The organism is Loktanella salsilacus (assembly GCF_900114485.1).
Taxonomy (GTDB): Bacteria; Pseudomonadota; Alphaproteobacteria; order Rhodobacterales; family Rhodobacteraceae; genus Loktanella; species Loktanella salsilacus.
On the sequence record NZ_FOTF01000005.1, the window covers coordinates 106,370 to 128,000 of the forward strand.

Here is a 21,631-nt window from a genome sequence, read left to right on the forward strand (position 1 = left end):
CTGATGGCCTTTCTGGACCTAGCCCACCTCGACAAATCCTATGGCGCAAACCACGTCGTCAAAGACTTCAACCTTGCGATTGAAAAGGGTGAATTCGTATCCTTGCTCGGGCCATCCGGCTGCGGCAAAACCACCGTGCTGCGCATGGTCGGCGGGTTCGAAGTGCCCTCTGCTGGCACCATCCACATCGACGGGCAGGACGTCACATCGCTGAAATCCAACCAGCGCAACATCGGCATGGTGTTTCAGGCCTACGCCCTGTTCCCCAACCTGACCGTCGCGCAGAACGTCGCCTTTGGCCTTAAGGTCGCTGGCGTATCCAAGGCCGAAACCGCCGAGCGCGTGACCGAGATGCTTTCGCTGATCGGCCTTGCTGATCTGGGCAACCGCTATCCGTTTCAGCTGTCCGGCGGACAACAACAGCGCGTCGCCTTGGCCCGCGCATTGGCCGTGCGCCCCAAGGTGCTGCTGCTGGACGAGCCGCTGTCTGCCCTTGACGCAAAAATCCGTGCCAGCCTGCGCCGCGAAATCCGTAGCATCCAGCAACGCCTTGGCATCACAACGATCTTCGTCACCCACGACCAAGAAGAGGCGCTGTCGATGTCCGACCGCGTTGTCGTCATGTCTGGCGGCCGCGCCGACCAGATCGGCACGCCGCATCAGGTCTATAACCGCCCTGCCACGCGCTTTGTCGCCAGCTTCGTCGGCACGCTGAACACGTTTGACGCCACCGTCACCGACCCCGCGACGGGCACCGTGCGCCTTGGCGACAGCACCGTGGTCCTAAACCGCCCGGTCGAGGCCGCAAGCGGCGCCGCCATCACCCTTGCCTTGCGCCCCGAATCCGCAACCCTTGGCGCGGGCAACCCGGGCGACGTCACGCTGATGGGCCGCATTACCGAAGTGCAATTCCTTGGCGCGATCATCCGCATCACCGCCGATTTGGGCGGGCATGACCTGACGCTGGACACCTTCAACCGCGCCGCCACCCCGCCACCGCATATCGGCGAAGAGGTCACGATCAGCCTGCCGCCAGATGGTCTTGTCGCGCTGGTCGCCTAGCGCCAAAGGTTAACGCCAATGCGATCCTAGCAGATCGAACAGCACGGCGATCAGCGGATCATCCGCCCGCCGTGCCAGCGTTGAAAAGCTCAGCGACGCAGGCACGCTGATGCCCGAACACATCGCCAATCCCGCGGTCTGCCGCTGGTGCAAGGCAATCGACTCGCGGCACAGGCTGAGCCCTACGCCCGCGCGCACCATTTCCAGCATCGACGCCTCTTGGTCCACCATCGCGACGACGTTCTGCGTGCAGCCCGCCTGCGCCAATATCCCCGCCAGCAGCCGCGAATGCACCGACGCCTCTGGCGTGCCGATCCAAGGCAACGCGGCCAAGACGCCCCAGTCGTCCGTTTCGACCAAAGCATCCCAGCCCGCAGGCGCGATGATGCGGTACGTCACATCCGCCAGCCGCACGGTATGCAGCGCCTCTTGCCCTGCCTCGGCACCGGCCTCTGGCACCGTCAAATGATAGCCTGCATCAATCTGGCCGCGCCGCAACCGCGCGATCACATCGCCACTGACGCCATGCGCCAGCTCTGTCGCGATACCGGGATAGCTGGTGCGCAGCTGGCCCAGCAGACGGCCCAGACGAATAAACTCCGGGTCGACAACCGTGCCAATCCGCAGCCGCCCGCTGATCCGCCCGCCCTGCTGCCGCGCGCTGCGCTGGAAATCTGCCATGGCGCCCAAGACGGCCTCGGCCTTGGTGACAATCGCCGCACCCTCTGCCGTAATCTCGAGCCCGCGCGGGGTGCGGCGGAACAGGGTCACGCCCGTATCCTCGGCCAGCCGCTTGATCTGATGGCTGATCGCAGGCTGCGTCAAATGTAGCGCCTCTGCCGCGCGCGACACGCTGCCCAGATGCGCCACGGTGACAAAAGCCCGCAGCGTCGTGATGTTTGCCAGTCTATCCATATTACAAACCCTAATATCACTGCGCGTCAAATGTCATTGGATTTCTGCCCTCAGCCTTCATACGCTTCTCAAAAGCATCGGAGCCTGCCTCATGACCACCCCGACTACGACATTTGATTATATCGTCATCGGCGGCGGCACAGCCGGGTGCCTGATGGCCAACCGCCTGTCCGCCGATCCCAAGAACCGTGTTCTGCTGCTGGAAGCGGGCAAACCCGACACCTATCACTGGATCCACATCCCCGTCGGCTATCTGTATTGCATCGGCAATCCACGCACCGATTGGATGTATCAGACAGAGCCCGACGCAGGCCTGAACGGCCGCGCCCTACGCTATCCGCGCGGCAAAACACTGGGCGGATGTTCGTCCATCAACGGTATGATCTATATGCGCGGTCAGGCCCGCGACTATGACAATTGGGCCAAATTAACTGGCGACGACGCGTGGAACTGGGACCAATCCCTGCGCGATTTCATGGCGCACGAGGATCACTATAAACTCGACGGCGGCGCAGACCCGGCCACCGGCGACAACAGCCGCTTCTCCGACCTGCACGGATCGGGCGGCGAATGGCGGATTGAAAAGCAACGCCTGCGCTGGGATGTTCTGGACAGCTTTGCCGATGCTGCCGTCCAAAACGGCATCAGCAAGACCGACGACTTCAACAGCGGCGATAACGCGGGCGTGGGTTATTTCGACGTCAACCAACGCTCTGGCTGGCGCTGGAACACGTCCAAAGCCTTTCTGCGACCTGCCAAATCGCGTCCGAACCTGACGATCTGGACGCAGGCGCAGGTCGAAAAACTGACCCTTGCGCGGGGCGACGACGGCGCGCTGCGCTGCACAGGCGCGCGCGTAAACCGCGATGGCCAGACCGTGACAGCGGCCGCGAACAAAGAGGTGATCCTCAGCGCGGGGGCCATCAACTCGCCCCAGATCCTGCAGCTGTCCGGCATCGGCCCCGCCGCGACCCTGCGGGCCCACGGCATCGACGTCGCCAAGGACGCCCCCGTTGGCCTGAACCTGCAAGACCACCTGCAAATTCGCGCCGTATACAAGGTCGCGGGCACCAAGACCTTGAACAAACTCGCCGCAAACCTGTTTGGCAAAGCCAAAATCGGCGCGGAATATCTGCTCAAACGCTCTGGCCCCATGAGCATGTCACCCAGCCAGCTGGGTGCTTTCACCCGCTCTGACCCCAGCCGCACCCATGCCAACCTTGAATACCACGTCCAACCCCTCAGCCTCGAGGCGTTTGGCGATCCGCTGCATGACTTCCCCGCGATCACGGTCAGCGTCTGCAACCTGAACCCCACCAGCCGGGGCCAAGTGCAGATCCGGTCGAACAATTTCCGCGATGCGCCGCTGATATCCCCGAATTACCTGTCCACCGCCGACGACCGCAAAGTCGCCGCGGACAGCCTGCGCCAGGTGCGCGACATCATGGCCCAGCCCGCCATGGAAAAATACGCGCCGCAGGAATACAAACCCGGTCCCCAATACCAAAGCGACGCCGACCTTGCCAAACTGGCCGGCGATATCGCCAGCACGATCTTCCACCCTGTCGGCACGGTCAAAATGGGCCGCGCTGATGACGACACCGCCGTCCTTGACCCCCACCTGCGGGTCAAAGGGGTGGCGGGCCTGCGCGTCGTGGACGCCAGCGTCATGCCCGAAATCACCAGCGGCAACACCAATTCCCCCACTCTGATGATCGCGGAAAAGGCGGCATCTTGGGTGCTGGCCGGCGTCTGAAAGGCACCCCCATGGCACAGAAATTCTCTCAACTACCTCTGACCGGCGTCAAGGTCGTGGACTTTGGCCAATATATCGCTGGCCCCGCCGTCGCGATGTTGCTGGGCGATCTGGGCGCGACAGTCATCCATATTGACCCGCCCACGGGGCCGATGTGGGACAACCCGGCCAACGCGACCCTGATGCGCAACAAGCTGATCGTGACCATCGACCTCAAAACGCCCGAAGGGCTCGCCCAAGCGCTCGACCTGTGCGCAGAGGCTGACATAATCATCGAAAACTTCCGCCCCGGCAAACTCACCAAGCTCGGCGTCGATTTCACCGCCCTGCGTGCCCAGCATCCCGCGCTGATCACTGTCTCGCTGCCCGGTTTCGCTTCAGACGACATGGAGCGCCGCGACTGGCGCGCCTTCGAATCCGTCATCGCCGCCAGTTCCGGCGTGTTCACTGACATGGGCCAGAACCGTGTCCTGATGGGCCTGTCGCCCTCTTTCTCTCCACTCCCCCTCGCCTCTGCCTATGCCTCTCAAATAGCCGCATCCGCCGCCGTGCTTGCCTTGCAAGCGCGCCAGCAAACCGGCCTTGGCGACGGGATCGAAGTCCCCCTCGCCGCCGCTGTGATGGAGGGGTTGTGCTATAACTCCCTCAAGGTGGACAGCATGCCCGCCCGCTACGTCACCCAGCGAGAGGCCGAAATCACCCGCCGCCGGATCGAGGGCCTGCCGATGACCCTGACCTATGATGACCTGCAAGAGTTAATGGACCCTTTCTATCGCAACTACATGTGCAAGGACGGGCGCATGTTCTATGTCGTCTGCCCCAGCCACAAACACCACGCGCGCCGCTGCCTCGAAGTGCTTGGCATCTATGATGAATTGGTCGCCGAAGGGCTGACCGAAGAGGACGACACCTACAAACCCCACGACCAGTGGGAATCGAAAACCTCGCTTGGCGTCTACCCGATGCCAAAGGACTGGGCTGACCACATTGCCGCGCGGATGAAGGATGTGTTCATCACCCGCACCTCTGTCGAATGGCAGCGGATGTTTGGCCGCGCAGGCATCCCCGCCGCGCCGCAGCGCTGGCTGCAGGAATGGATCACCGACGAATATGCCGCCACCGCGGGCCTGATGATCGACGTCGCCGATCCGGTCTACGGCGACATGATCCAGCCCGGTCCCGTCGTCTGGATGGAAGAAAGCGGCGAAGAAGCCCTGACCCCCGCCCCCCGCGCTTGGACAACCGTGGAAGAGGCGCTGCGCACCCTGCGCAAATTGCCGACCACAATCCCCGACGCCGACGAAAACGCACCGCGCACAGGCTGGCTGTCCGGCCTACGCGTGCTGGATCTGTGCAACGTTATCGCCGGGCCACATTCCGTCAGCTACCTGTCCCGCTTCGGCGCAGAGGTCATTAAACTCGACCCTGCCCAGCCGATGTATGACAGCTGGAACACCGTGCTTTACGGCATCAGCCAAGGGCGCGGCAAACGGTCGATCCTTGCTGACATCAAATCCCCCCACGGGCGTAAGCTGTTCGAAGACCTGATTAAATCAGTTGACCTGATCGTCTGGAATGCAACCGACAGCCAGATCAAATCCGTCGGCCTTGACGCCGAAAGCCTGCGCCGCATCAACCCAGAGGCGCTGTTTTGCAAGCTTGATTGCTTTAGCGGCGTGCGGCGCGGCGTGCGCACCGATTACATCGGCTACGACGATCTGGTGCAGGCCACGACTGGCATCATGCTGCGCTTTGGCGGCGCGATGCACCGGCCAGAGGAACACGCCCACGTCGGCACGATCGACGTGATGTGCGGCTTTGGCGGCGCGCTTGGCATGGCCGCCGCGCTTTACCAGAAACACCGCTTTGGCCGCATTGGCCGGGGCCGCACATCACTGTCCGCCAACAGCGGCTTGCTGCAAATCCCATTCTGCTTTGACTACCGCCGCCGGGGCCTGTTCGACGAACCCTCTGGCCCCGAAAGCAACGGCTACGACGCCCTGACCCGCTTCTATAGCACCGCCTCTGGCGTCTATGTCCTGCTCAGCGCAGACGAGGCCGACCTGCCCCGCTTTGCCAGCGTCGAAGGCCTGTCAGACCTGCCAGACGTGCCTGAAGAGGACCGCGCGACCTACCTCGCGACCGCGTTCCAAGACCAGCCCGCAACCGAATGGATGGCCCGCCTGCGCGCCGCCGATATCGCCTGCGCGATCTGCGAAAACCTTGAAGCGCTGCGCGCCGAAAACAGCCGCCCCGCCGATGGGACACCGGGCACGACCCTTGGCAGCTATGCGTTTTCCACTTTTGCAGATCACCCTAGCGGCCACACGATCACACAGCTGGATCCCTACGCCGTCCGCACCGCCGCCACGCCGGTCATCGCGCCCACCCCGACGGAAAAGTTCGGCACCTCGACCCGCGCCATCCTGCGCGATCTGGGCTACGGCGACAGCGCGATTGAAAAGATGTTAGCCTCCGGCCAAATCAGCGAAAGCTGGTCGGCCGAATACCTTCCCAGCTAGCGGGGCGCTGCGATCGTATAGCCTTGGCCCTGCAGCGCGTCGGATAATTGCCCTGCAATATCAAGCGCCTCTGCGCTGTCACCATGTACGCAGATCGTATCGATCCGGGTCTGCAGCACGTCGCCCTGCGGTGTGACAATCCCGCCCGCCGCCAGCATTCCCAGCACGTGGCAGACGGCAACCTGCGGGTCATGGATCACCGCGCCGGGCAGGCTGCGGTCGGTCAGCGTCCCGTCGGCATTATAGGTCCGGTCCGCGAAAATCTCGGCCGACTGTGCCGCCCCTAACGCCGTCGCGGCCCGATCCAACGCCGTGCCCGGCATCACCACCAGCCGCAAATCCGGCTGCACGGCAAGCGCTGCAGCATAGCAGGTGCGGGCAATGCCCTCGTCCTCTGACGCCATATTCGCCAGCGCGCCGTGCAGTTTGAAATGCGCCAGCCGCGCCCCCCGCGCTGCCGACATGCCCATCGCTGCGCCCAGCTGATACTGCACCAAGTTTGTCAGCTCCGCCGCGCTGAGCTTGATCCGCCGCCGCCCGAACCCTTGCAAATCCGCAAACCCCGGATGCGCGCCCAGCGCGACCCCCGCGGCCAGCGCCAGATCCATCGTCCGCGCCATCGTATCCGCGTCGCCTGCGTGAAATCCGCAGGCAATATTGGCAGAGCTCACGATCTTCAGCAGCGCCGCATCCTGCCCCATCACCCAAGGGCCAAAGCTTTCGCCCATATCAGCGTTCAAATCGATCGTCTTCATGGCAAAGGCTCCATATCGCGGCCAGCCGTCACGCCGCTAATCAGTTGATAAGACAGTAAATCATGCATGTTCCGCGGATCACGCACCAATGGGCGCACCGCAGCCTTTAGCGCCGTCAATTGCTGCGCCTCGGGGACGAACAGCGCATCCGCCCGGCCCACATCTACCCATTCAAACCGCAACGCTGCCCCGACAGGGGCCTGCGCCGCCCGCGCCAAATCGGCCGCAATGACCGTACCGATCCGGGGATAGCCGCCAACGGTCTGACATTCTGCCATCATCACAACGGGCGTGCCATCGCCCGTGATCTGCACATCGCCCGGCGCGATGAAATCTGACACCGGATTACCCCCCAGCGCCGCAAACCCAGCGCCATCTTTCATCAGTGGCAGCGCCGTCCGGTTCGCCTGCGGGCTGCGGTGAAACACCGTTTGCGCAAAGCGCGCCCGCTCTGCCGCGCTGAACATCTGCGTCTGCGGTCCCGGCATCAGCCGCAGCGTACCGCCGCCCAGATCGTCCCGGTCCGGCAGCACTTGGCCTGCGCCCGCCCCAACTGCGCCTATCTGCACCACATCGCCAGCCTGCAACCGCCCGCCAAGGCCCGCTGACAGATGCGCCGCGGCGCTCCCCAGCACATCGCGCCCCAGCACAGCGCCCGCAGGCACCAGATAGCCATAGCTCCCCGCCCGCACCGCGCCGATCACCAGCACCTGCCCCGGCAACAGCATGTGCGAGGCGTTCCAACGCAGCGCTTGCCCGTCCACACTTGCGCGCATGACCGCCCCGGTCAGGGCAAAGCGCAGCGGCGCATCGACACGAAACGTGCCGCCCATGCCTGCCATCTCGATCCCGGCCCGCACGCCCCCGCCCAGCAAAGCCGCTGCGCCTAGTAGCGCCGTGCGGTCCATCGCCCCGCCGCGGGACAAGCCCACATCGATCCGCCCCGGCCGCCCAAGGTCCTGCACCGACATCAGCGGCCCGGCCGCGTCAACGAACAGCCGCACCGTCACGGCGCCACCTCGCACAGCGCGCCGCCCAGCCCGTCCGGCTCCGCTCCCAGCGCGTCAATCGTACTCTCATCCGTCAAGGCCCAGCGCACTCGGTCCCCTGCCCGCATGGCAAAAGGCGCGGCACGCTCTGCCATAAACGGGCGAAATGCACAGCGCCCGACCCAGCGCCAGCCGGTCGGACTGGGGTTCGCAAACAGCACCAACTGCCGCAATGCGACCACCAAAGCGCCCGCTGGCACCTGCGGCGTCAACGCCTGCTGGCGCGGCAAATCCCACGCCTGCGGCAAATGCCCCAGATACGGCTGCCCCGGCGCAAAGCCGATCGCCAGGACCGACACCTCTGCACCCGCCAGTTCTGCCCGCGCAGCCGCCTCGCTCATCCCAGCCAGCGCCGCTGCATCCGCCAACTGCGGCCCGCTTTCCCCGCCGAAACACGCGGGGATCGTCCAAAGCCGGCCCTGCGTCGCACCTGCGACACGCGGCGCAACCAGCACATCGCGCAAGTTTGCTTCGACCGCCGCTCGCGCCACCAGCATCGGATCGAACCGCACTAGGACAGAGGTCAGCGCCGTCGCAACCTCTACCACGCCCTCTAACTCAGCCGCGCGCACCGCTGCGCCAAACCCAATCGCCGCCGCCGTCTGCGCCTGCCGCCCATCGCCAAAGCGCACAACAATGCCGTCCTGCCCCAAAGCGGACAGCGTCCAGTTCTCCGCGGGCCGAGTATCATCAGGCAAACTTAACAAAACGCAAACTTTCCCAGTAAGCGCCCATCTTGAAACCCCCAGCGTCATTGTCAACGCACAAAGGCAGATGGGACGGCGGGCGGGGCGTCTTGCCCCAAAGGGGCAACAGCGCCGCAGCGCCGACCCTTTACCATGCCCCGAAAATCCGTCACGCCACCCCCATGAAAATCACAACCCCCTTTCCCGATCCGCCCGCTCCCGGCACCGCCATCACCGTCGCCCCCGGCGTGCTTTGGATGCGCCTGCCGCTGCCGATGGCGCTGGATCACGTCAATATCTACGCCCTTGACGATGGGGACGGCTGGACCGTCATCGATACCGGCTTTGACAGCGCTGTTACCCGCGCCCATTGGGCCGACCTGCTGGCGGGTCCGCTTGCCGGCAAACCTGTGACCCGCCTGATCGTCACCCACCACCACCCCGACCATGTCGGCCTTGCCGGATGGTTCATCGTGAACGGCGCCGAACTGCTGATGCCCCGCACCGCATGGCTAATGGCGCGGATGCTGACTCTGGACGCCCAAGACACCGCCTCTGCGGCGCAGGTCACCTTTTGGGAACGCGCCGGAATGGACGCTGACACCCTTGCCCGCCGCCGCACGGAAAAGCCTTTCAACTTCGCCGACTGTGTCCACCCCCTGCCGCTTGGGTTCACCCGCCTGACAGACGGCGGCACCATCGAAATCGGCGGGCGCACATGGGACATCCGCATGGGCGACGGCCACGCGCCGGAACACGCAACCTTCTGGTCACGCGACGATAACCTTGTGATCGGCGGCGACCAATTGCTGCTGTCCATCAGCCCCAACCTTGGCGTCTATCCGACAGAGCCTGACGCCGACCCCGTTCGCGACTGGATCGACAGCTGCCAACGTTTTCAGGCCCATGCGCGCGCTGACCAACTGATCCTTGGCGGACACAAGCTGCCCTACACTGGCCTGCCCCTGCGCCTGTCGCAGATGATCGAAAACCACCACGCCGCCTTGGCCCGCCTGCACACCCATATCAGCGCCCCGCGCACCGCTGGCGACTGCTTTGCCCCGCTGTTCAAACGCACCATCGGGCCGCAGGTTTACGGCCTTGCGATAGTAGAGGCCGTGGCCCACCTGAACCATCTGCACCAAACAGGCCGCGCCACCCGCACCTTGGGTCCCGACAATGCGTGGTATTTTCAGGCAATCGAGTGACCCAGCCTTAACCTTTTACTGTGCAACCTACGGCCATGTTGCTGCATCCCGCCCCCATGATCCCCGCCTCGCCCGTTCCGGCCTTGCGCTTGGCCGATGTTCTTGGCCCGCTGTCCCACGCGCTTGACCTGACCGAAGGACAGGCGCCCGGCCATTGCGTGCGCTGCACCTATATCGGCACCCGCATCGGTGACGCGCTGGGGCTTAGCGCGCCTGACATGGATGACCTCTTTTACACCCTGCTGCTCAAGGATCTGGGGTGTTCTTCCAACGCTGCCCGCATTTGCGAGCTTTACTTAGCCGACGACCTAACCTTCAAGCGCGACTTCAAGACGATCGACACCAGCCTGACCGCCGCCCTGCGGTTCGTCTTTGCCCAGACCGGGCTCGATTCCGGCCTGTCAGAACGGTTTCGGGCCATCGTCAACATCCTGCAAAACGGCGGCGATATCGCCCGCAACCTGATCGAAACGCGCTGCCACCGCGGTGCCGACATCGCCGCCCGCCTGCGGTTTTCGGCCACCGTTCAGGACGGCATCCGCAATCTGGATGAACACTGGAACGGCGGCGGACGCCCCCTTGGGCTGATGGGCGCGGCGATCCCGCTGAACGCCCAGATCGCGCTGCTGGCGCAGATCATCGATATCTTTCACACTGCTGGCGGGCGCGATGCGGCCCGGGTTGAGGCTACCCGCCGCGCTGGCACATGGTTCGACCCCGCCCTGATCGCGACCTTTACGAAGCTCGCCCGCGACCCCGGCTTCTGGGCGGACCTGACCAACCCTCAGCTAGAGGCAGCCGTCTTCACCCTGCCCGCCGCCCAGCGCAGTACCCCGGTCGACGAAAGTTACCTTGACGACATTGCACAGGCGTTCTCCGATGTGGTCGATGCCAAAAGCAGCTTTACCGCCGACCATTCCAGCCGCGTGACGCTTTACGCCGACATGATCGCCGAACAAATGGGCCATAGCGCCGCCCACCGCCGCTGGCTGCGGCGCGGTGCTTTGCTGCACGATCTGGGCAAGCTTGGCGTCAGCAATCAGGTGCTGGATAAACCGGGCAAACTGAATGCGGCCGAATGGGCCTGTATCCGCGAACATCCCGGCGCGGGCAGCGCGATCCTGACCCGCATTAGCGCCTTCGCTGATATTGCCCCCATTGCCCGCGATCATCACGAACGTTTGGACGGCACGGGCTATCCAAACGGGCGCTGCGCGGATGACCTTGGTCAAGACATACGGATCGTGACCGTCAGTGATGTCTTTGACGCCCTGTCGGCCACGCGCCCTTACCGGGACGCGATGCCCATCACCGACGTGCTGGCCATCTTGGACAAAGATCGCGGCACCGCCTTTGATCCAGACTGCATCGACGCCCTACGCGCAGGCCTTGATGACCTTGCCAAAGCGGCGCACTGACGCAGCGCTTTGGCACATGCGGGGCGTGACAGCCCCGCTGCAATCGGCTAGGACATGACGAAATAGGCAGACAAGGACGCATCCCATGGCAGACCACAAGCACGGCGAAATGGACATCACTGTTCAGGAAAAAACCTTTGACAGCTTCATCTGGTTCGTATCGCGCGGCACCATCGGAATAATCGTTTTCCTGATCTTCCTCGCTCTCGTCGGCGCCTAATGATCTCGCGCCGCGCGCTGGTCTTCGGCCTGCCATTGGCAGCCGCCGGGGCCTGTTCTGCGCCGCAAACGTCTTCCCCGCCCGCCATGATCGCGTCAAAACGATTCGCAGGGCTGGGTCCGCGCGTGCTGACACTTTATACGATGCGCAGCGTATCCACGGGCAGCGGCGCGCATAGCAGCCTGCTGATCGACGCGCCCAGCCAGCGGGTCATCTTCGATCCCGCGGGCAGCTTTCGCCATTCCACGATCGCGGAACGCAACGACGTCCTGTTTGGTGTCACGCCAGAGGTAGAGGCCTACTACGTCTCCTACCACGCGAGAGAGACCTACTACGTCATCGGCCAAACCGTGCAAGTCAGCGACGCGGTCGCTGAACAGGCCCTTGATCTGGCCCTGACCAACGGGCCTGTGGCGCAATCCTTCTGCACCAATTCCACCGCCCGCCTGATGCGCCAATTGCCGGGCTTTAGCAGCCTGCCGCAAACGTTCTTTCCCAACACGCTGGCGAACCGCTTTCGCAAACTGCCCGGTGTTACATCGCGCGAATGGCGCGAAAACGACCCCGATAACAAGGCCCTCGCCCTCGCTGAAATCGAAATGCAGCTCCGCTAGATTAGCTCATCTGCGCCCGCCCTACAGCAGCTGCGCCACAGCCAAACCTGTATAAAGCGCGCCGAACCCCGCAAGGATCGCCCAGATCACCTGCTTGGTCCACAGCCCCACAGCCAGCGCCACCGCCGCCGCAATCAGACGCACCGCATCCGGCTGCCCGCCTGTCGCCGCAGGCCAAAGCACCAGCGGCGCGACCAGCCCTGGCAAGACGGCAACAGGCGTATAACGCAGCAACCGAAGCACAATCGGCGGCATATCGCGGTTGCCAATGAGCCCCAAAAACGAAAACCGGATCAGGAAAGTGCCAATCGCCAGCGCCCCGATAATGCCCCAAATCTGTAGCGCGGAATAACTCATACCCGGTCCTCCACCAACACACCGACCGCCATGGCGCAGGCCGCCGCGATCAACAGGCCAAAGCCCGACGGCAACCCGCTCAGCGCCAGCGCCACCACGACCGAGGTCGCCGCCGCCGCCAAATGCGCCGACGTGCGCAACATCGGCGCGACCATCGCCAGAAACGTGATCGGCAGGGCGAAATCCAACGCCGCAGCCTCTGGGATCGTCGCCCCGACCAAGACGCCCACCGCCGTCATCGCGCACCAGACCGGCGTGATCGGCGTCGCCACCCCGAAAAAGAACGCGACCTTCTGCCGCAATGTCAGATCCGGCTCTTCTTCATAGGCCTTCACGCTCGCCAAATAGGTCTGATCAAACAACAAATACGCCACGCAGGCCCGCTGCCACAGCGGTGCGGCCCCGATATGCGGCACCAAGGCCGCCGAATACATCGCCATCCGCAGGTTCACCGCCAGCGCCGCCAACAGCACAAAGGCAATGCCCGCTTGATCCACCATCATCTGCAACGCCGCAAACTGCGACGCCCCCGCGATCACCAAGACCGTGAACCCCATCGCCTGCCCCAGCGTCAGCCCTGCATCCGTGGCGGCCACGCCAAACAGCAGCGAAAACGGCACGACCACGATCACGAATGGGGCACCCGCGCGCAGGCCGCGCAGATAGACGGATTTCACGGTGGCAGCGGTCATAGGTTTGGCCTAGTTTTATGTGATCGCGCCCTGCCTACCCCCGCGTCCAAGGATTGACAATTGGCCACCCTGACAGACACGCCTTATCTGATTGCCCCGCAGCCTAGCCTGCCGCGCCTGACCCGCGCCGTCACCGGCACCGACCAAACCGGGGCCAGCGTTGACCTGCGCGTTGTCGAAGAACGCCCGCTGACGATCTACCTCAACAGCCGCGAAATCGTCACCGCCATGACCATCGGCGACTACCCGACCTATTTGGCACTGGGCTTTTTGCGCAACCAAGGCATGTTGTCCGCCACCGACGTGGTCACCGCCGTCGACTATGACGAAGAGCTCGAGGTCGTCGTCGTCCGCACAAAGGTCGAGACGAACCACGAGGCAAAGCTGCAAAAGAAAACCCGCACCTCGGGCTGCGCCGTCGGCACCGTTTTTGGCGATATGATGGAAGGTCTCGAAAACCTTGAGCTGCCGCAAACGCCGCTCAAAACCTCCGACCTTTACGCCCTCGCCGCCACCATCAGCCGCACCCCCAGCCTCTACCTCGAAGCCGGCGCAATCCACGGCACGGTCCTATGCCAAGGCAACACGCCGCTAGTCTATATGGAAGACGTCGGCCGCCATAACGCCGTCGACAAAATCGCAGGCTGGATGTTCGCGGAAGGCATCAGTCCGGACGACAAAATCCTCTACACGACAGGCCGCCTGACCTCAGAAATGGTGATCAAAACCGCGCTGATGGGCATCCCCACCCTCGTCTCCCGCTCCGGCTTCACCGCTTGGGGTGTTGAAATCGCGACCCAAGTCGGCCTGACCCTGATTGGCCGTATGAAAGGCCAGCGCTTCACCTGCCTTGCCGGCGATCACCGCCTCATCCGCGACGCCGACCCCGCCGCCGTCCCGGACGAGCCGCGCAAACAATCCCGCAAGGCTGCAGAATGACCTTGCCCGCCACAGCACAACAAATCACCCCCCTTCTTCTCGTCCCAAATATCCCGGAGGGCGACGCAGTCGCGGGGGCAGCGCCCCCTGCACCCCTGTCAGCAGATCACCACGCTCCCCCTTCTTCTGGTCAAAAATACCGCGGGGGGCGGCGCAGCCGCGGGGGCAGCGCCCCCTGCAAAATCAACGCAAAAGGCACCACCCGATGATGCAACCCTTCGGCCTCATTCTGATGGGCGGGCAAGCCACGCGCATGGGCGGCGGCGACAAGGGCCTGCTGCCCTTGGGTGACAGCACAATCCTGTCTCACGTCTTGGACCGCCTCACCCCGCAAGTTGACCGCACCGCGCTGAACGCCAACGGCGATCCCGCCCGCCTTAAACACCTCAATCTGCCGATCCTGCCAGACAGCATCCCCGATCACCCCGGCCCGCTTGCGGGCACGCTTGCAGGTCTCGACTGGGCCGCCGCCCTTGGCGCGACCCACATCGTCACCGCCGCCGCTGATACGCCGTTCTTGCCCTGCGATCTGGTCCCGCAACTACTGCTTGCCGGCGGGGACGCCGGCTTCGCCCTCGCCGCTTCCCCGTCGGGGCGCCAGCCGACCTTCGGCCTCTGGCCCGTCACCCTGCGCGATCCCCTCCGCCAGGCGCTCTATGACGGGCTGCGGAAAATCGTCCAGTTCACCCGCGCCCACGGCGCAGGTACGGCGGAATTCCCGGACGACACCGCCTTCTTCAATGTGAACACACCCGAAGACCTCCTGACCGCAAAGGCCATGCTATGAACATCTTCGGCGTCACCGGCTGGAAAAACGCGGGCAAAACCGGCCTGATGGAACGGCTCGTGACCGACATCACCGCGCGCGGCTTCACTGTCTCCACCCTCAAACATGCCCACCACAGCTTTGACGTCGACCACCCCGGCAAGGACAGCCACCGCCACCGCACAGCGGGCGCGTCCCAAGTGCTGCTCTCCTCCGGCACCCGCTGGGCGTTGATGAGCGAGCTGCGCGGCGCCCCCGAGCCCAGCCTGACCGACCTGCTGACCAAACTCGACCCCGTCGATCTGATCCTGATCGAGGGCTACAAACGCGACACCCACCCCAAGGTTGAGGCGTATCGCGCCGAACCCGGCAACCCTTTGATTGCCACGCATGACCCCACGATCAAGGCCATCGCCACCGATACACCCCTGACAACCGACCGCCCGCAATTCGACCTTGATGACACCGCAGCCATCGCCGACTTCATCCTCGGCCACCTCGGCCTGCCGCTGCGTAAATGAGCTTTGATACCGTCATCATGGTCGACTGGTCCGGCGGCAATGATCGCGGTGCCACGCCGAAAAAAGACGCGATCTGGACCTGCATCGCCCGCGCTGGACAGGCAGAGCCGCCCCTTTACCACCGCAACCGCCAGATCGCGGAAACCTATCTGCAAGGCACCCTGACAGCAGAGCAAACCGCAGGCCGCCGCACCCTTGCCGCCTTCGATCTGTGCTTCGCCTACCCCGCTGGCTTTGCCGAAAAACTGACCGGATCGGACGACCCCCTCGCCCTGTGGGACTGGTTCGCCGCCCGCGTCACTGACACCCCGGGGTTCAACAACCGCTTTGACCTCGCAGGTCAAATCAACACACAATTTCCCGGCACAGGCCCCTTTTGGGGCAATGGACGACCCAATCACGACGTCCCGCACCTGCCGCGCAAGGGCCGCGATCGCACGGGTCACGACCTGCCCGAACATCGCGCCACTGACCTTGCCGCCCCCGGTGCCTTCTCGCCCTGGCAGCTCTCTGGCGCGGGGGCCGTCGGCGGCCAAGTCATCATGGGCCTGCCCATGCTATCACGCCTGCGCCACCATTTCGGCGCGGCCCTCTCAGTCTGGCCATTCGAGGCCCCCACCGCCGATATCGTGCTTGCCGAATCCTACTTCTCCCTGCTCCCCGCCTCCTACCTCACGGGCCACGCCATCCGCGACGCAGCGCAGGTCGCGCTTTACGCCCGCGCGCTTTCCGCCCTCACACCGGACCAGTGGCAAACCGTCCTCGACGTCGTGCCAACGGCCGAAGGCTGGGTGCTCGGCCTCGGCCACCAAGACTTGTTGAAAGGCGCTGCCATGCCCGACCTGACCCCGCCGCCCCTGCGCAACGACTGCTTCGCCATGCCGCAGGGCGCGCATTGGACCCCCGTGGACGATGCCCTCGCCCACCTGCGCGCCCAGCTGTCCCCCATCACAGCAACCGAAACCATCCCCCTTGCCGCAGCCGCCGGCCGCATCCTCGCCGCCCCCGTCATCGCCGCCCGCAGCCACCCGCCGCACGCCAATGCCGCCGTCGATGGCTACGCCTTTGCGGGGCCGCTTCCGGATGGCCCGCGCACCCTGCCCCTGCATCCCGGCCGCGCCGCCGCAGGCGATCCATTCAACGGCACCGTCCCTGACGGCCACGCCCTGCGTATCCTGACCGGCGCGAATATCCCGGACGGCACCGACACCGTTGTCCTGCAAGAGGACACCGCCGCCAACGACACCCACATCGCCCTGCACGGCCCGCTCAAACAGCGCGCCAACGCCCGCAAGGCAGGCGAGGACATGACAGCAGGCAGCGACGTTCTGCCCGCCCAGCGCCGCCTCACCCCCGCTGACCTCGCCACCCTCGCCGCCTGCGGCACCGGGCAGGTCACGGTCCATAAACGCCTGCGCGTCGGCGTACTGTCCACCGGGGATGAACTGCGCGCCCCCGGCGAGCACGCCGCAGACGGCCAGATCTTCGACGCCAACCGCGCCATGCTGCTCGCCGATATTGAGCGCTGGGGCCACGCGGCGATCGACCTCGGTATCGCCCCGGACGACCGCCCTAAACTGCGCACCATCCTCGACGATGCCGCCGATCGCTGCGACGCAATCCTCACCTCTGGCGGCGCATCGGCTGGGGACGAGGATCACATGTCCGCCCTACTGCAAGGCACCGGCACCCTCGCCCTGTGGCGCATCGCGATGAAACCGGGCCGCCCCCTCGCCCTTGGCCTGTGGCAAAACACGCCCGTCTTCGGCCTGCCGGGCAACCCCGTCGCCGCCCAAGTCTGCGCCCTCGTCTTCGCCCACCCGGCCCTGGCCCACCTCGCGGGCGCACAGTGGCCAACCCCGCAAGGCTTCTCCCTGCCCGCCGCTTTCAGCAAATCGAAAAAGGCGGGCCGCCGCGAATACCTCCGCGCCCGCATCACAGACGGCGCAGCAGAGGTTTTCCCCTCCGAAGGCTCCGGCCGCGTCTCCGGCCTGTCATGGGCCACCGGCCTTGTGGTGTTGCCCGACGCAGCCGCGCAAATCACCCCAGGTACGCCAGTGACCTATATTCCCTTCGCAAGCTTCGATCTGTGATCATCGCGCCGGGCATCCCTGCAGGCCAAACCGAACAAGCCGCCGCACTCTATTGGGACGCCTTCGGCCCCAAACTCGGCCGCGTCCTCGGCCCCGCGCCCCGCGCCCTGCACTTTATTGCGGGCGTCATCGACCCCAGCCACGTCATCAGCGCCACGAATGAGGCAGGCCACCTCATCGGTATTGCCGGCTTCAAAACCCACCGCGGAGCCTTCGTCGGGGGCACGCTCCGCGATCTGGCGAGGCACTACGGGTGGCCCGGCGCGCTGTGGCGCAGCGCCCTGCTTTCGCTGCTCTCGCGCGACACAGAAAACTTGAACTTCCTCACCGACGGCCTCGCCGTCGCGGCCCCTGCCCGCAGTCAGGGCGTCGGCACCGCGCTCTTGGACGCCCTGTCAATCGAGGCGCGCAGCCGCAACTATCCCGCCCTGCGCCTTGACGTCGTCGACACCAACCCGCGCGCAAGGGCGCTCTATGCCCGCCTCGGCTTCATCGAAACCAAGACCACGCAAATCGGCCCCCTGCGTCACATCTTCCACTTCCGCCGCACTATCACGATGGTCCGCCCAGTCTGAGCGTGCCGACCCCTTCTTCTGGTCAAAAATACCTCGGGGCTTGGGGCAGCGCCCCAACACGATTTTTCTTGGAAAAATCGCCTACCCCGCCCCGATCAAGGCGCCCGCGCCAAAGACCAGCGCCCCGCCGACAACCACCTGAAACGCCGCCCGCAAAAACGGTGTCTGCATGTACCTGTTCTGGATCCAGGCAATCGCCCAAAGCTCCACAAACACCACGATCATCGCGATCACTGTCGCTGTCCAAAAGTCGGTGATCAGATAGGGCAGCGCGTGCCCCAGACCGCCCAACGTGGTCATGACACCCGCCGCGATCCCGCGCTTGATGGGCGAGCCTCGGCCCGAAATCGCGCCATCATCCGACGCCGCCTCGGTGAACCCCATCGAGATACCCGCACCGATACTCGCCGCCAGACCCACGAGAAACGTTGTATGCGTATCCTGCGTGGCGAACGCCGTGGCAAAGATCGGGGCCAGCGTACTGACCGAGCCGTCCATTAGTCCCGCAAGGCCCGGCTGCACCCAAGTCAGCACGAACTGGCGGTGCGCCGCAGCCTCTTCTTCGGACTTCGCGTCCGGGCCCAAATTATGCTCGATCAGCTGATCGGCCTTCTCGACGTGACCGCTTTCGGCCTGCGCCAGATCGCCCAGCAGCCGCCGCGTGCCCGCGTCCGATGTGGCCTGCGCCGCCGTGTGATAGAACCGCGCCGCGTCCCGTTCCATCTGGCCCGCTTCTTCGCGGATCCGCTCCAGCCCCAAGTTTTGCGTCAGCCACACCGGCCTGCGCGCGTAAAACCCCGACACATGTTCGCGCCGGATCAACGGGATTACATTGCCAAAGCGTTCCTGATGCAGCGCAATCAGCCGCCGCCGATGCCCGTCCTCTTCCTCTGCCATACCGTCAAACACGGCGGCAGAGGCGGGGTAATCCGCACGCAACATCTCGGCATAGCTGCGATAAATGCGGCCATCATCCTCTTCAGACGAAATCGCAAGTGCCAAGACCTCTTGCTCGCTCAACTCGGAAAACCGGCGGCGGTTGGCAAAACCTGGAATCATGGTGGCGGCCCTCTAGTTTAGAATGATTCCAAACTAGGGCCAATTCGAGCCGCTGCCAAGCCCTCAGTCCTAGTCCAGACGGCGCACATCCAAATGATTGCCGCCCTGCCGCTGCGCGACCTCGAACCGGCCCGATTTACGCAGCAAATCGCTTAGCTTGGCGCTGCCATAGGTGCGCGGATCGAACTCGGGGTGGGCGCTGACCATGTATTGCCCCAGCTGGCCCAGCGAATACCAATCCCCGTCAGGATCAATGCTGTTCATCGCCTGAATAACCAGCGGCACAACCTTGCTTGGCTGCTCTTTCGCATTCCCGCCATCGCCATTGCTCCGCGGCGCGGGCGCGCTCGCGTCGCTTGGCGCGGATGGCTCAACCGCGTCAGAGCCTAGGTTTTCAACGAAAATAAACCGCTTACACGCCCGGCGAAACGCATCAGGCGTCTTCTTTTGCCCGATGCCGTAAACGTCCAGACCCTGTTCCCTGATCCGGCTGGCAAGGGACGTGAAATCGCTATCGGAACTGACCAGCACAAAGCCCTGAAACCGCCCGGTGTGCAGCAGGTCCATCGCGTCGATCACCAGCGCGATATCGCTCGAATTCTTGCCCGTCGTATAGGCCGGCGACTGCTGCGGGTTCAAACCATGCTCTAGCAAGATCTTGTTCCAACCGCCCAGCTGCGGGCTGGCAAAGTCGCCATAAATGCGCCGCACGCTCGCCTCACCGAAACTCGCGACCTCTTCAAAGATCGCAGCCGCAAATTTCGGAGAGGTGTTATCCGCGTCAATCAGTACGGCCAGCAGCGGGCGTTGTTCAGGCATGGAAAGGATCCTTTAATCTTTCCCCTGACCTAGCGCACAGCGCCCGGTGCCGCCAGCCCGCTGCTTAGACGCCGTGGGTGCCGCGCACGGGGTAATCGTTCTTGCGGATAAACGTCAGACCGTCCAGCAACCCCTTCAACGCAGGCCGCGCAAACGGCGCGTTTGAAATGTCGACAATCTGCAACGCGCCATCACCGCGCACAACAAAAGCGGCGGGTTCTGCAAACGGACGATCCGTCTCTTCCGGGCTGCGCGGATCGGACACGAAAAGCCCCAAGTCATGCATCTGCGCAATGCTCAGGTCGACGCCAACAACGCCATTGTAACCAATCTCATCCACCTCGGCCTTGGCCTTTTCCAGCGGGTCAGCCGAGACAGCGACGACATCCACGTCGATTGCGTTGAAATCGGACAACATGCCGTTCAGCTCTGTCAGATAGTTTTTGCAAATCGGGCAATGCTTGCCGCGGTAAACAATGACCAACTGCCAATCGCCCTTCGCCGCATCGGGCGTTCCCAGCACAACTTGGCTGCCGTCCACCGTCTGCACGGTCTGTTTCGGAAAAGCGGCGCCGGGTGTCAGTGTCTTAGGCATGATATTTATCCTTGGTTATGTCTTTTCATCGACACAACGGCGCGGACCGCCCGCTGTTCCATCACAGGATCGCGCGTGGGTGTGTCACAAGAGAATTGCGCAAAGGGGGCCATCACAACCGTTGCGCCATATGCCTTCGATAAGCAGGCACTGAGCACCCTTAGTAAGCGCGCTTGTGTCTGTTTTTTCGAACTTTTCAACAAACGGTGGTTTTGGGAGCTTCTCCATGGATCACGGAGCTGTGAATAAACCCTCTCCCGAGGCAGGGAAAAGGTTCCTCAACGCGAAGATGTGTCAAGACCAACGATTTGGCTGGACGGCACCCGTGACCTAGCAAACCGCTCTTCTGCATCGGGGGAGTGTGGACCAGGTCTAATAACCCCGGTGTACGTGGTTGGGCTTTGCCAAAAATCAAATCCGTATAGCCATAATTCCCCGCCACGGAGCCGGCGGGAGATCAGATCGATGCCCATACAACCGGTTGATGGCCGATCACCGATTTCCGCAAAAAGTTCTTCCCATGCGGGCACAGGGTAGAAATACATTGCGGCGATTTCTTTAACGCTCAATTCATCGCGTTTCTTGGGAGTCATCCACACGACATGCGGTGCTGCCTCTAAATACTTTTTGCCACGAAAAGCAGAGATCAGCAAACAATCGGTACGCAGATTGCCCTTCTCACTGGCTATATGCGCGCCCTTGTTCATACGGATCACGAACTGATGACGTTCGAGCGTTTTCGGCGTTTCAACAAAGCTGGATGCATTGCCCACCAAGGCGATTGATTTGCCTGCCATAGCCTCGCTGAGGGCAGACAGGTTTTTCCCACCCTCTGGCATCACCTTAGTCCGGCCGTAAACGCGCAGGCAAAAGATGCGAAAGAAAACATGAGGGATCCAATCCTTTAGATGTGGCCAGAAACAGCAAAGCGTTAATGCGCGATGGTGTCAAATGTACCTAAAGCGATGCGGTTATTCAAACCCGCTCAAAATCCTTATAGTTTCCGAACG

At 63.6% G+C, this 21,631-nt stretch carries 22 protein-coding genes; 12 read left to right on the forward strand and 10 right to left on the reverse strand.

The features are described 5' to 3' along the window. Positions 1-3 precede the first annotated feature (3 nt). A complete protein-coding gene (locus BM131_RS05735) occupies positions 4-1,062 on the forward strand; it encodes an ABC transporter ATP-binding protein (protein WP_090186885.1) in 1,059 nt (352 codons plus the stop codon). A gap of 9 nt (positions 1,063-1,071) precedes the next feature. On the opposite strand, the gene BM131_RS05740 is transcribed toward BM131_RS05735, so the two are convergent. Further along, positions 1,072-1,977 (reverse strand): LysR family transcriptional regulator, encoded by a 906-nt coding sequence (locus BM131_RS05740; RefSeq protein WP_090186888.1) that lies wholly within the window; start codon positions 1,975-1,977, stop codon positions 1,072-1,074. 91 nt (positions 1,978-2,068) lie between these two features. On the opposite strand from BM131_RS05740, the gene BM131_RS05745 reads away from it, so the two are divergent. Further along, positions 2,069-3,733, forward strand: coding sequence for a GMC family oxidoreductase (locus BM131_RS05745; RefSeq protein ID WP_090186891.1), 1,665 nt, complete (start codon positions 2,069-2,071; stop codon positions 3,731-3,733). Positions 3,734-3,744: 11 nt separating this feature from the next. Further along, on the forward strand, positions 3,745-6,255 hold the full coding sequence (locus BM131_RS05750; RefSeq protein WP_090187188.1) for a CoA transferase: 2,511 nt from the start codon (positions 3,745-3,747) through the stop codon (positions 6,253-6,255). On the opposite strand, the gene BM131_RS05755 is transcribed toward BM131_RS05750, so the two are convergent. Genes BM131_RS05755 through BM131_RS05765 form a run of 3 tightly spaced genes read right to left on the reverse strand, consistent with a single transcriptional unit; the run spans position 6,252 to position 8,766 of the window. Beyond that, the gene (locus tag BM131_RS05755) at positions 6,252-7,010 is read right to left on the reverse strand and encodes a LamB/YcsF family protein (RefSeq protein ID WP_090186894.1); all 759 of its coding nucleotides are present in this window, start codon (positions 7,008-7,010) and stop codon (positions 6,252-6,254) included. The two genes, BM131_RS05750 and BM131_RS05755, sit on opposite strands and share 4 nt — an antisense overlap. Continuing rightward, a complete protein-coding gene (locus BM131_RS05760) occupies positions 7,007-8,020 on the reverse strand; it encodes a 5-oxoprolinase subunit C family protein (RefSeq protein ID WP_245754144.1) in 1,014 nt (337 codons plus the stop codon). Before BM131_RS05760 ends, BM131_RS05755 begins: the two co-directional genes overlap by 4 nt. Continuing rightward, positions 8,017-8,766, reverse strand: coding sequence for a 5-oxoprolinase subunit B family protein (locus BM131_RS05765; protein ID WP_245754145.1), 750 nt, complete (start codon positions 8,764-8,766; stop codon positions 8,017-8,019). Before BM131_RS05765 ends, BM131_RS05760 begins: the two co-directional genes overlap by 4 nt. Positions 8,767-8,927: 161 nt before the next feature. Between BM131_RS05765 and BM131_RS05770 the strand changes: the two genes are divergently transcribed. From BM131_RS05770 to BM131_RS05785, 4 genes are all read left to right on the forward strand, one after another. Next, the gene (locus BM131_RS05770; protein WP_090187197.1) at positions 8,928-9,953 is read left to right on the forward strand and encodes an MBL fold metallo-hydrolase; all 1,026 of its coding nucleotides are present in this window, start codon (positions 8,928-8,930) and stop codon (positions 9,951-9,953) included. Between the two features lie 35 nt (positions 9,954-9,988). Continuing rightward, positions 9,989-11,371, forward strand: a complete 1,383-nt coding sequence (locus BM131_RS05775; protein WP_245754146.1) for an HD-GYP domain-containing protein — start codon at positions 9,989-9,991, stop codon at positions 11,369-11,371. Between the two features lie 85 nt (positions 11,372-11,456). Further along, positions 11,457-11,591, forward strand: coding sequence for an aa3-type cytochrome c oxidase subunit IV (locus BM131_RS05780; RefSeq protein WP_090186896.1), 135 nt, complete (start codon positions 11,457-11,459; stop codon positions 11,589-11,591). After that, positions 11,591-12,205: a hypothetical protein gene (locus BM131_RS05785; RefSeq protein ID WP_245754147.1), complete on the forward strand. Its 615-nt coding sequence runs from the start codon at positions 11,591-11,593 to the stop codon at positions 12,203-12,205. The genes BM131_RS05780 and BM131_RS05785 overlap by 1 nt, the downstream gene beginning before the upstream one ends. A gap of 21 nt (positions 12,206-12,226) precedes the next feature. Here BM131_RS05785 and BM131_RS05790 read toward each other — a convergent pair whose 3' ends face one another. Both BM131_RS05790 and BM131_RS05795 read right to left on the reverse strand, forming a co-directional pair. Continuing rightward, complete coding sequence (locus tag BM131_RS05790; protein ID WP_090186899.1) at positions 12,227-12,562, reverse strand: AzlD domain-containing protein; 336 nt, start codon at positions 12,560-12,562, stop codon at positions 12,227-12,229. Then, positions 12,559-13,254 (reverse strand): AzlC family ABC transporter permease, encoded by a 696-nt coding sequence (locus BM131_RS05795; protein WP_090186902.1) that lies wholly within the window; start codon positions 13,252-13,254, stop codon positions 12,559-12,561. Before BM131_RS05795 ends, BM131_RS05790 begins: the two co-directional genes overlap by 4 nt. Positions 13,255-13,314: 60 nt before the next feature. On the opposite strand from BM131_RS05795, the gene BM131_RS05800 reads away from it, so the two are divergent. The 5 genes from BM131_RS05800 to BM131_RS05820 all read left to right on the forward strand — a co-directional run bounded on the left by BM131_RS05800 (position 13,315) and on the right by BM131_RS05820 (position 18,148). After that, entirely contained in the window at positions 13,315-14,193 is an 879-nt protein-coding gene (locus BM131_RS05800) for a formate dehydrogenase accessory sulfurtransferase FdhD (protein ID WP_090186903.1), read from the forward strand. Between the two features lie 205 nt (positions 14,194-14,398). Further along, positions 14,399-14,980 carry a molybdenum cofactor guanylyltransferase MobA gene (gene mobA, locus BM131_RS05805; RefSeq protein WP_090186906.1) on the forward strand — a complete coding sequence of 194 codons (582 nt, stop codon included), beginning with the start codon at positions 14,399-14,401 and terminating at the stop codon, positions 14,978-14,980. Continuing rightward, positions 14,977-15,480 carry a molybdopterin-guanine dinucleotide biosynthesis protein B gene (gene mobB / locus BM131_RS05810; protein WP_090186908.1) on the forward strand — a complete coding sequence of 168 codons (504 nt, stop codon included), beginning with the start codon at positions 14,977-14,979 and terminating at the stop codon, positions 15,478-15,480. The genes mobA and mobB overlap by 4 nt, the downstream gene beginning before the upstream one ends. Continuing rightward, positions 15,477-17,573 carry a molybdenum cofactor synthesis domain-containing protein gene (locus tag BM131_RS05815; RefSeq protein ID WP_090186911.1) on the forward strand — a complete coding sequence of 699 codons (2,097 nt, stop codon included), beginning with the start codon at positions 15,477-15,479 and terminating at the stop codon, positions 17,571-17,573. Before mobB ends, BM131_RS05815 begins: the two co-directional genes overlap by 4 nt. Then, the gene (locus BM131_RS05820; RefSeq protein WP_245754148.1) at positions 17,570-18,148 is read left to right on the forward strand and encodes a GNAT family N-acetyltransferase; all 579 of its coding nucleotides are present in this window, start codon (positions 17,570-17,572) and stop codon (positions 18,146-18,148) included. Before BM131_RS05815 ends, BM131_RS05820 begins: the two co-directional genes overlap by 4 nt. An 81-nt stretch (positions 18,149-18,229) precedes the next feature. Here BM131_RS05820 and mbfA read toward each other — a convergent pair whose 3' ends face one another. From mbfA to BM131_RS05840, 4 genes are all read right to left on the reverse strand, one after another. Then, a complete protein-coding gene (gene mbfA, locus BM131_RS05825; protein ID WP_090186914.1) occupies positions 18,230-19,207 on the reverse strand; it encodes an iron exporter MbfA in 978 nt (325 codons plus the stop codon). 69 nt (positions 19,208-19,276) lie between these two features. Continuing rightward, positions 19,277-20,026: an NYN domain-containing protein gene (locus tag BM131_RS05830; protein WP_090186915.1), complete on the reverse strand. Its 750-nt coding sequence runs from the start codon at positions 20,024-20,026 to the stop codon at positions 19,277-19,279. Between the two features lie 64 nt (positions 20,027-20,090). Further along, positions 20,091-20,621: a redoxin domain-containing protein gene (locus BM131_RS05835; protein WP_090186918.1), complete on the reverse strand. Its 531-nt coding sequence runs from the start codon at positions 20,619-20,621 to the stop codon at positions 20,091-20,093. 278 nt (positions 20,622-20,899) lie between these two features. Further along, on the reverse strand, positions 20,900-21,460 hold the full coding sequence (locus BM131_RS05840) for a hypothetical protein (RefSeq protein ID WP_090186920.1): 561 nt from the start codon (positions 21,458-21,460) through the stop codon (positions 20,900-20,902). Positions 21,461-21,631: the final 171 nt, after the last annotated feature.

What these genes read in the sequence shown, in the direction of transcription:
- BM131_RS05740 (WP_090186888.1), bottom strand. Translation starts at nt 1,977, where the DNA reads ATGGATAGACTGGCAAACATCACGACGCTGCGGGCTTTTGTCACCGTG.
- BM131_RS05790 (WP_090186899.1), bottom strand. Translation starts at nt 12,562, where the DNA reads ATGAGTTATTCCGCGCTACAGATTTGGGGCATTATCGGGGCGCTGGCG.
- BM131_RS05780 (WP_090186896.1), top strand. Translation starts at nt 11,457, where the DNA reads ATGGCAGACCACAAGCACGGCGAAATGGACATCACTGTTCAGGAAAAA.
- BM131_RS05835 (WP_090186918.1), bottom strand. Translation starts at nt 20,621, where the DNA reads ATGCCTAAGACACTGACACCCGGCGCCGCTTTTCCGAAACAGACCGTG.
- BM131_RS05840 (WP_090186920.1), bottom strand. Translation starts at nt 21,460, where the DNA reads ATGCCAGAGGGTGGGAAAAACCTGTCTGCCCTCAGCGAGGCTATGGCA.
- BM131_RS05735 (WP_090186885.1), top strand. Translation starts at nt 4, where the DNA reads ATGGCCTTTCTGGACCTAGCCCACCTCGACAAATCCTATGGCGCAAAC.
- mbfA (WP_090186914.1), bottom strand. Translation starts at nt 19,207, where the DNA reads ATGATTCCAGGTTTTGCCAACCGCCGCCGGTTTTCCGAGTTGAGCGAG.
- BM131_RS05785 (WP_245754147.1), top strand. Translation starts at nt 11,591, where the DNA reads ATGATCTCGCGCCGCGCGCTGGTCTTCGGCCTGCCATTGGCAGCCGCC.
- BM131_RS05815 (WP_090186911.1), top strand. Translation starts at nt 15,477, where the DNA reads ATGAGCTTTGATACCGTCATCATGGTCGACTGGTCCGGCGGCAATGAT.
- BM131_RS05770 (WP_090187197.1), top strand. Translation starts at nt 8,928, where the DNA reads ATGAAAATCACAACCCCCTTTCCCGATCCGCCCGCTCCCGGCACCGCC.
- BM131_RS05745 (WP_090186891.1), top strand. Translation starts at nt 2,069, where the DNA reads ATGACCACCCCGACTACGACATTTGATTATATCGTCATCGGCGGCGGC.
- mobB (WP_090186908.1), top strand. Translation starts at nt 14,977, where the DNA reads ATGAACATCTTCGGCGTCACCGGCTGGAAAAACGCGGGCAAAACCGGC.
- mobA (WP_090186906.1), top strand. Translation starts at nt 14,399, where the DNA reads ATGATGCAACCCTTCGGCCTCATTCTGATGGGCGGGCAAGCCACGCGC.
- BM131_RS05755 (WP_090186894.1), bottom strand. Translation starts at nt 7,010, where the DNA reads ATGAAGACGATCGATTTGAACGCTGATATGGGCGAAAGCTTTGGCCCT.
- BM131_RS05775 (WP_245754146.1), top strand. Translation starts at nt 9,989, where the DNA reads ATGTTGCTGCATCCCGCCCCCATGATCCCCGCCTCGCCCGTTCCGGCC.
- BM131_RS05750 (WP_090187188.1), top strand. Translation starts at nt 3,745, where the DNA reads ATGGCACAGAAATTCTCTCAACTACCTCTGACCGGCGTCAAGGTCGTG.
- BM131_RS05830 (WP_090186915.1), bottom strand. Translation starts at nt 20,026, where the DNA reads ATGCCTGAACAACGCCCGCTGCTGGCCGTACTGATTGACGCGGATAAC.
- BM131_RS05795 (WP_090186902.1), bottom strand. Translation starts at nt 13,254, where the DNA reads ATGACCGCTGCCACCGTGAAATCCGTCTATCTGCGCGGCCTGCGCGCG.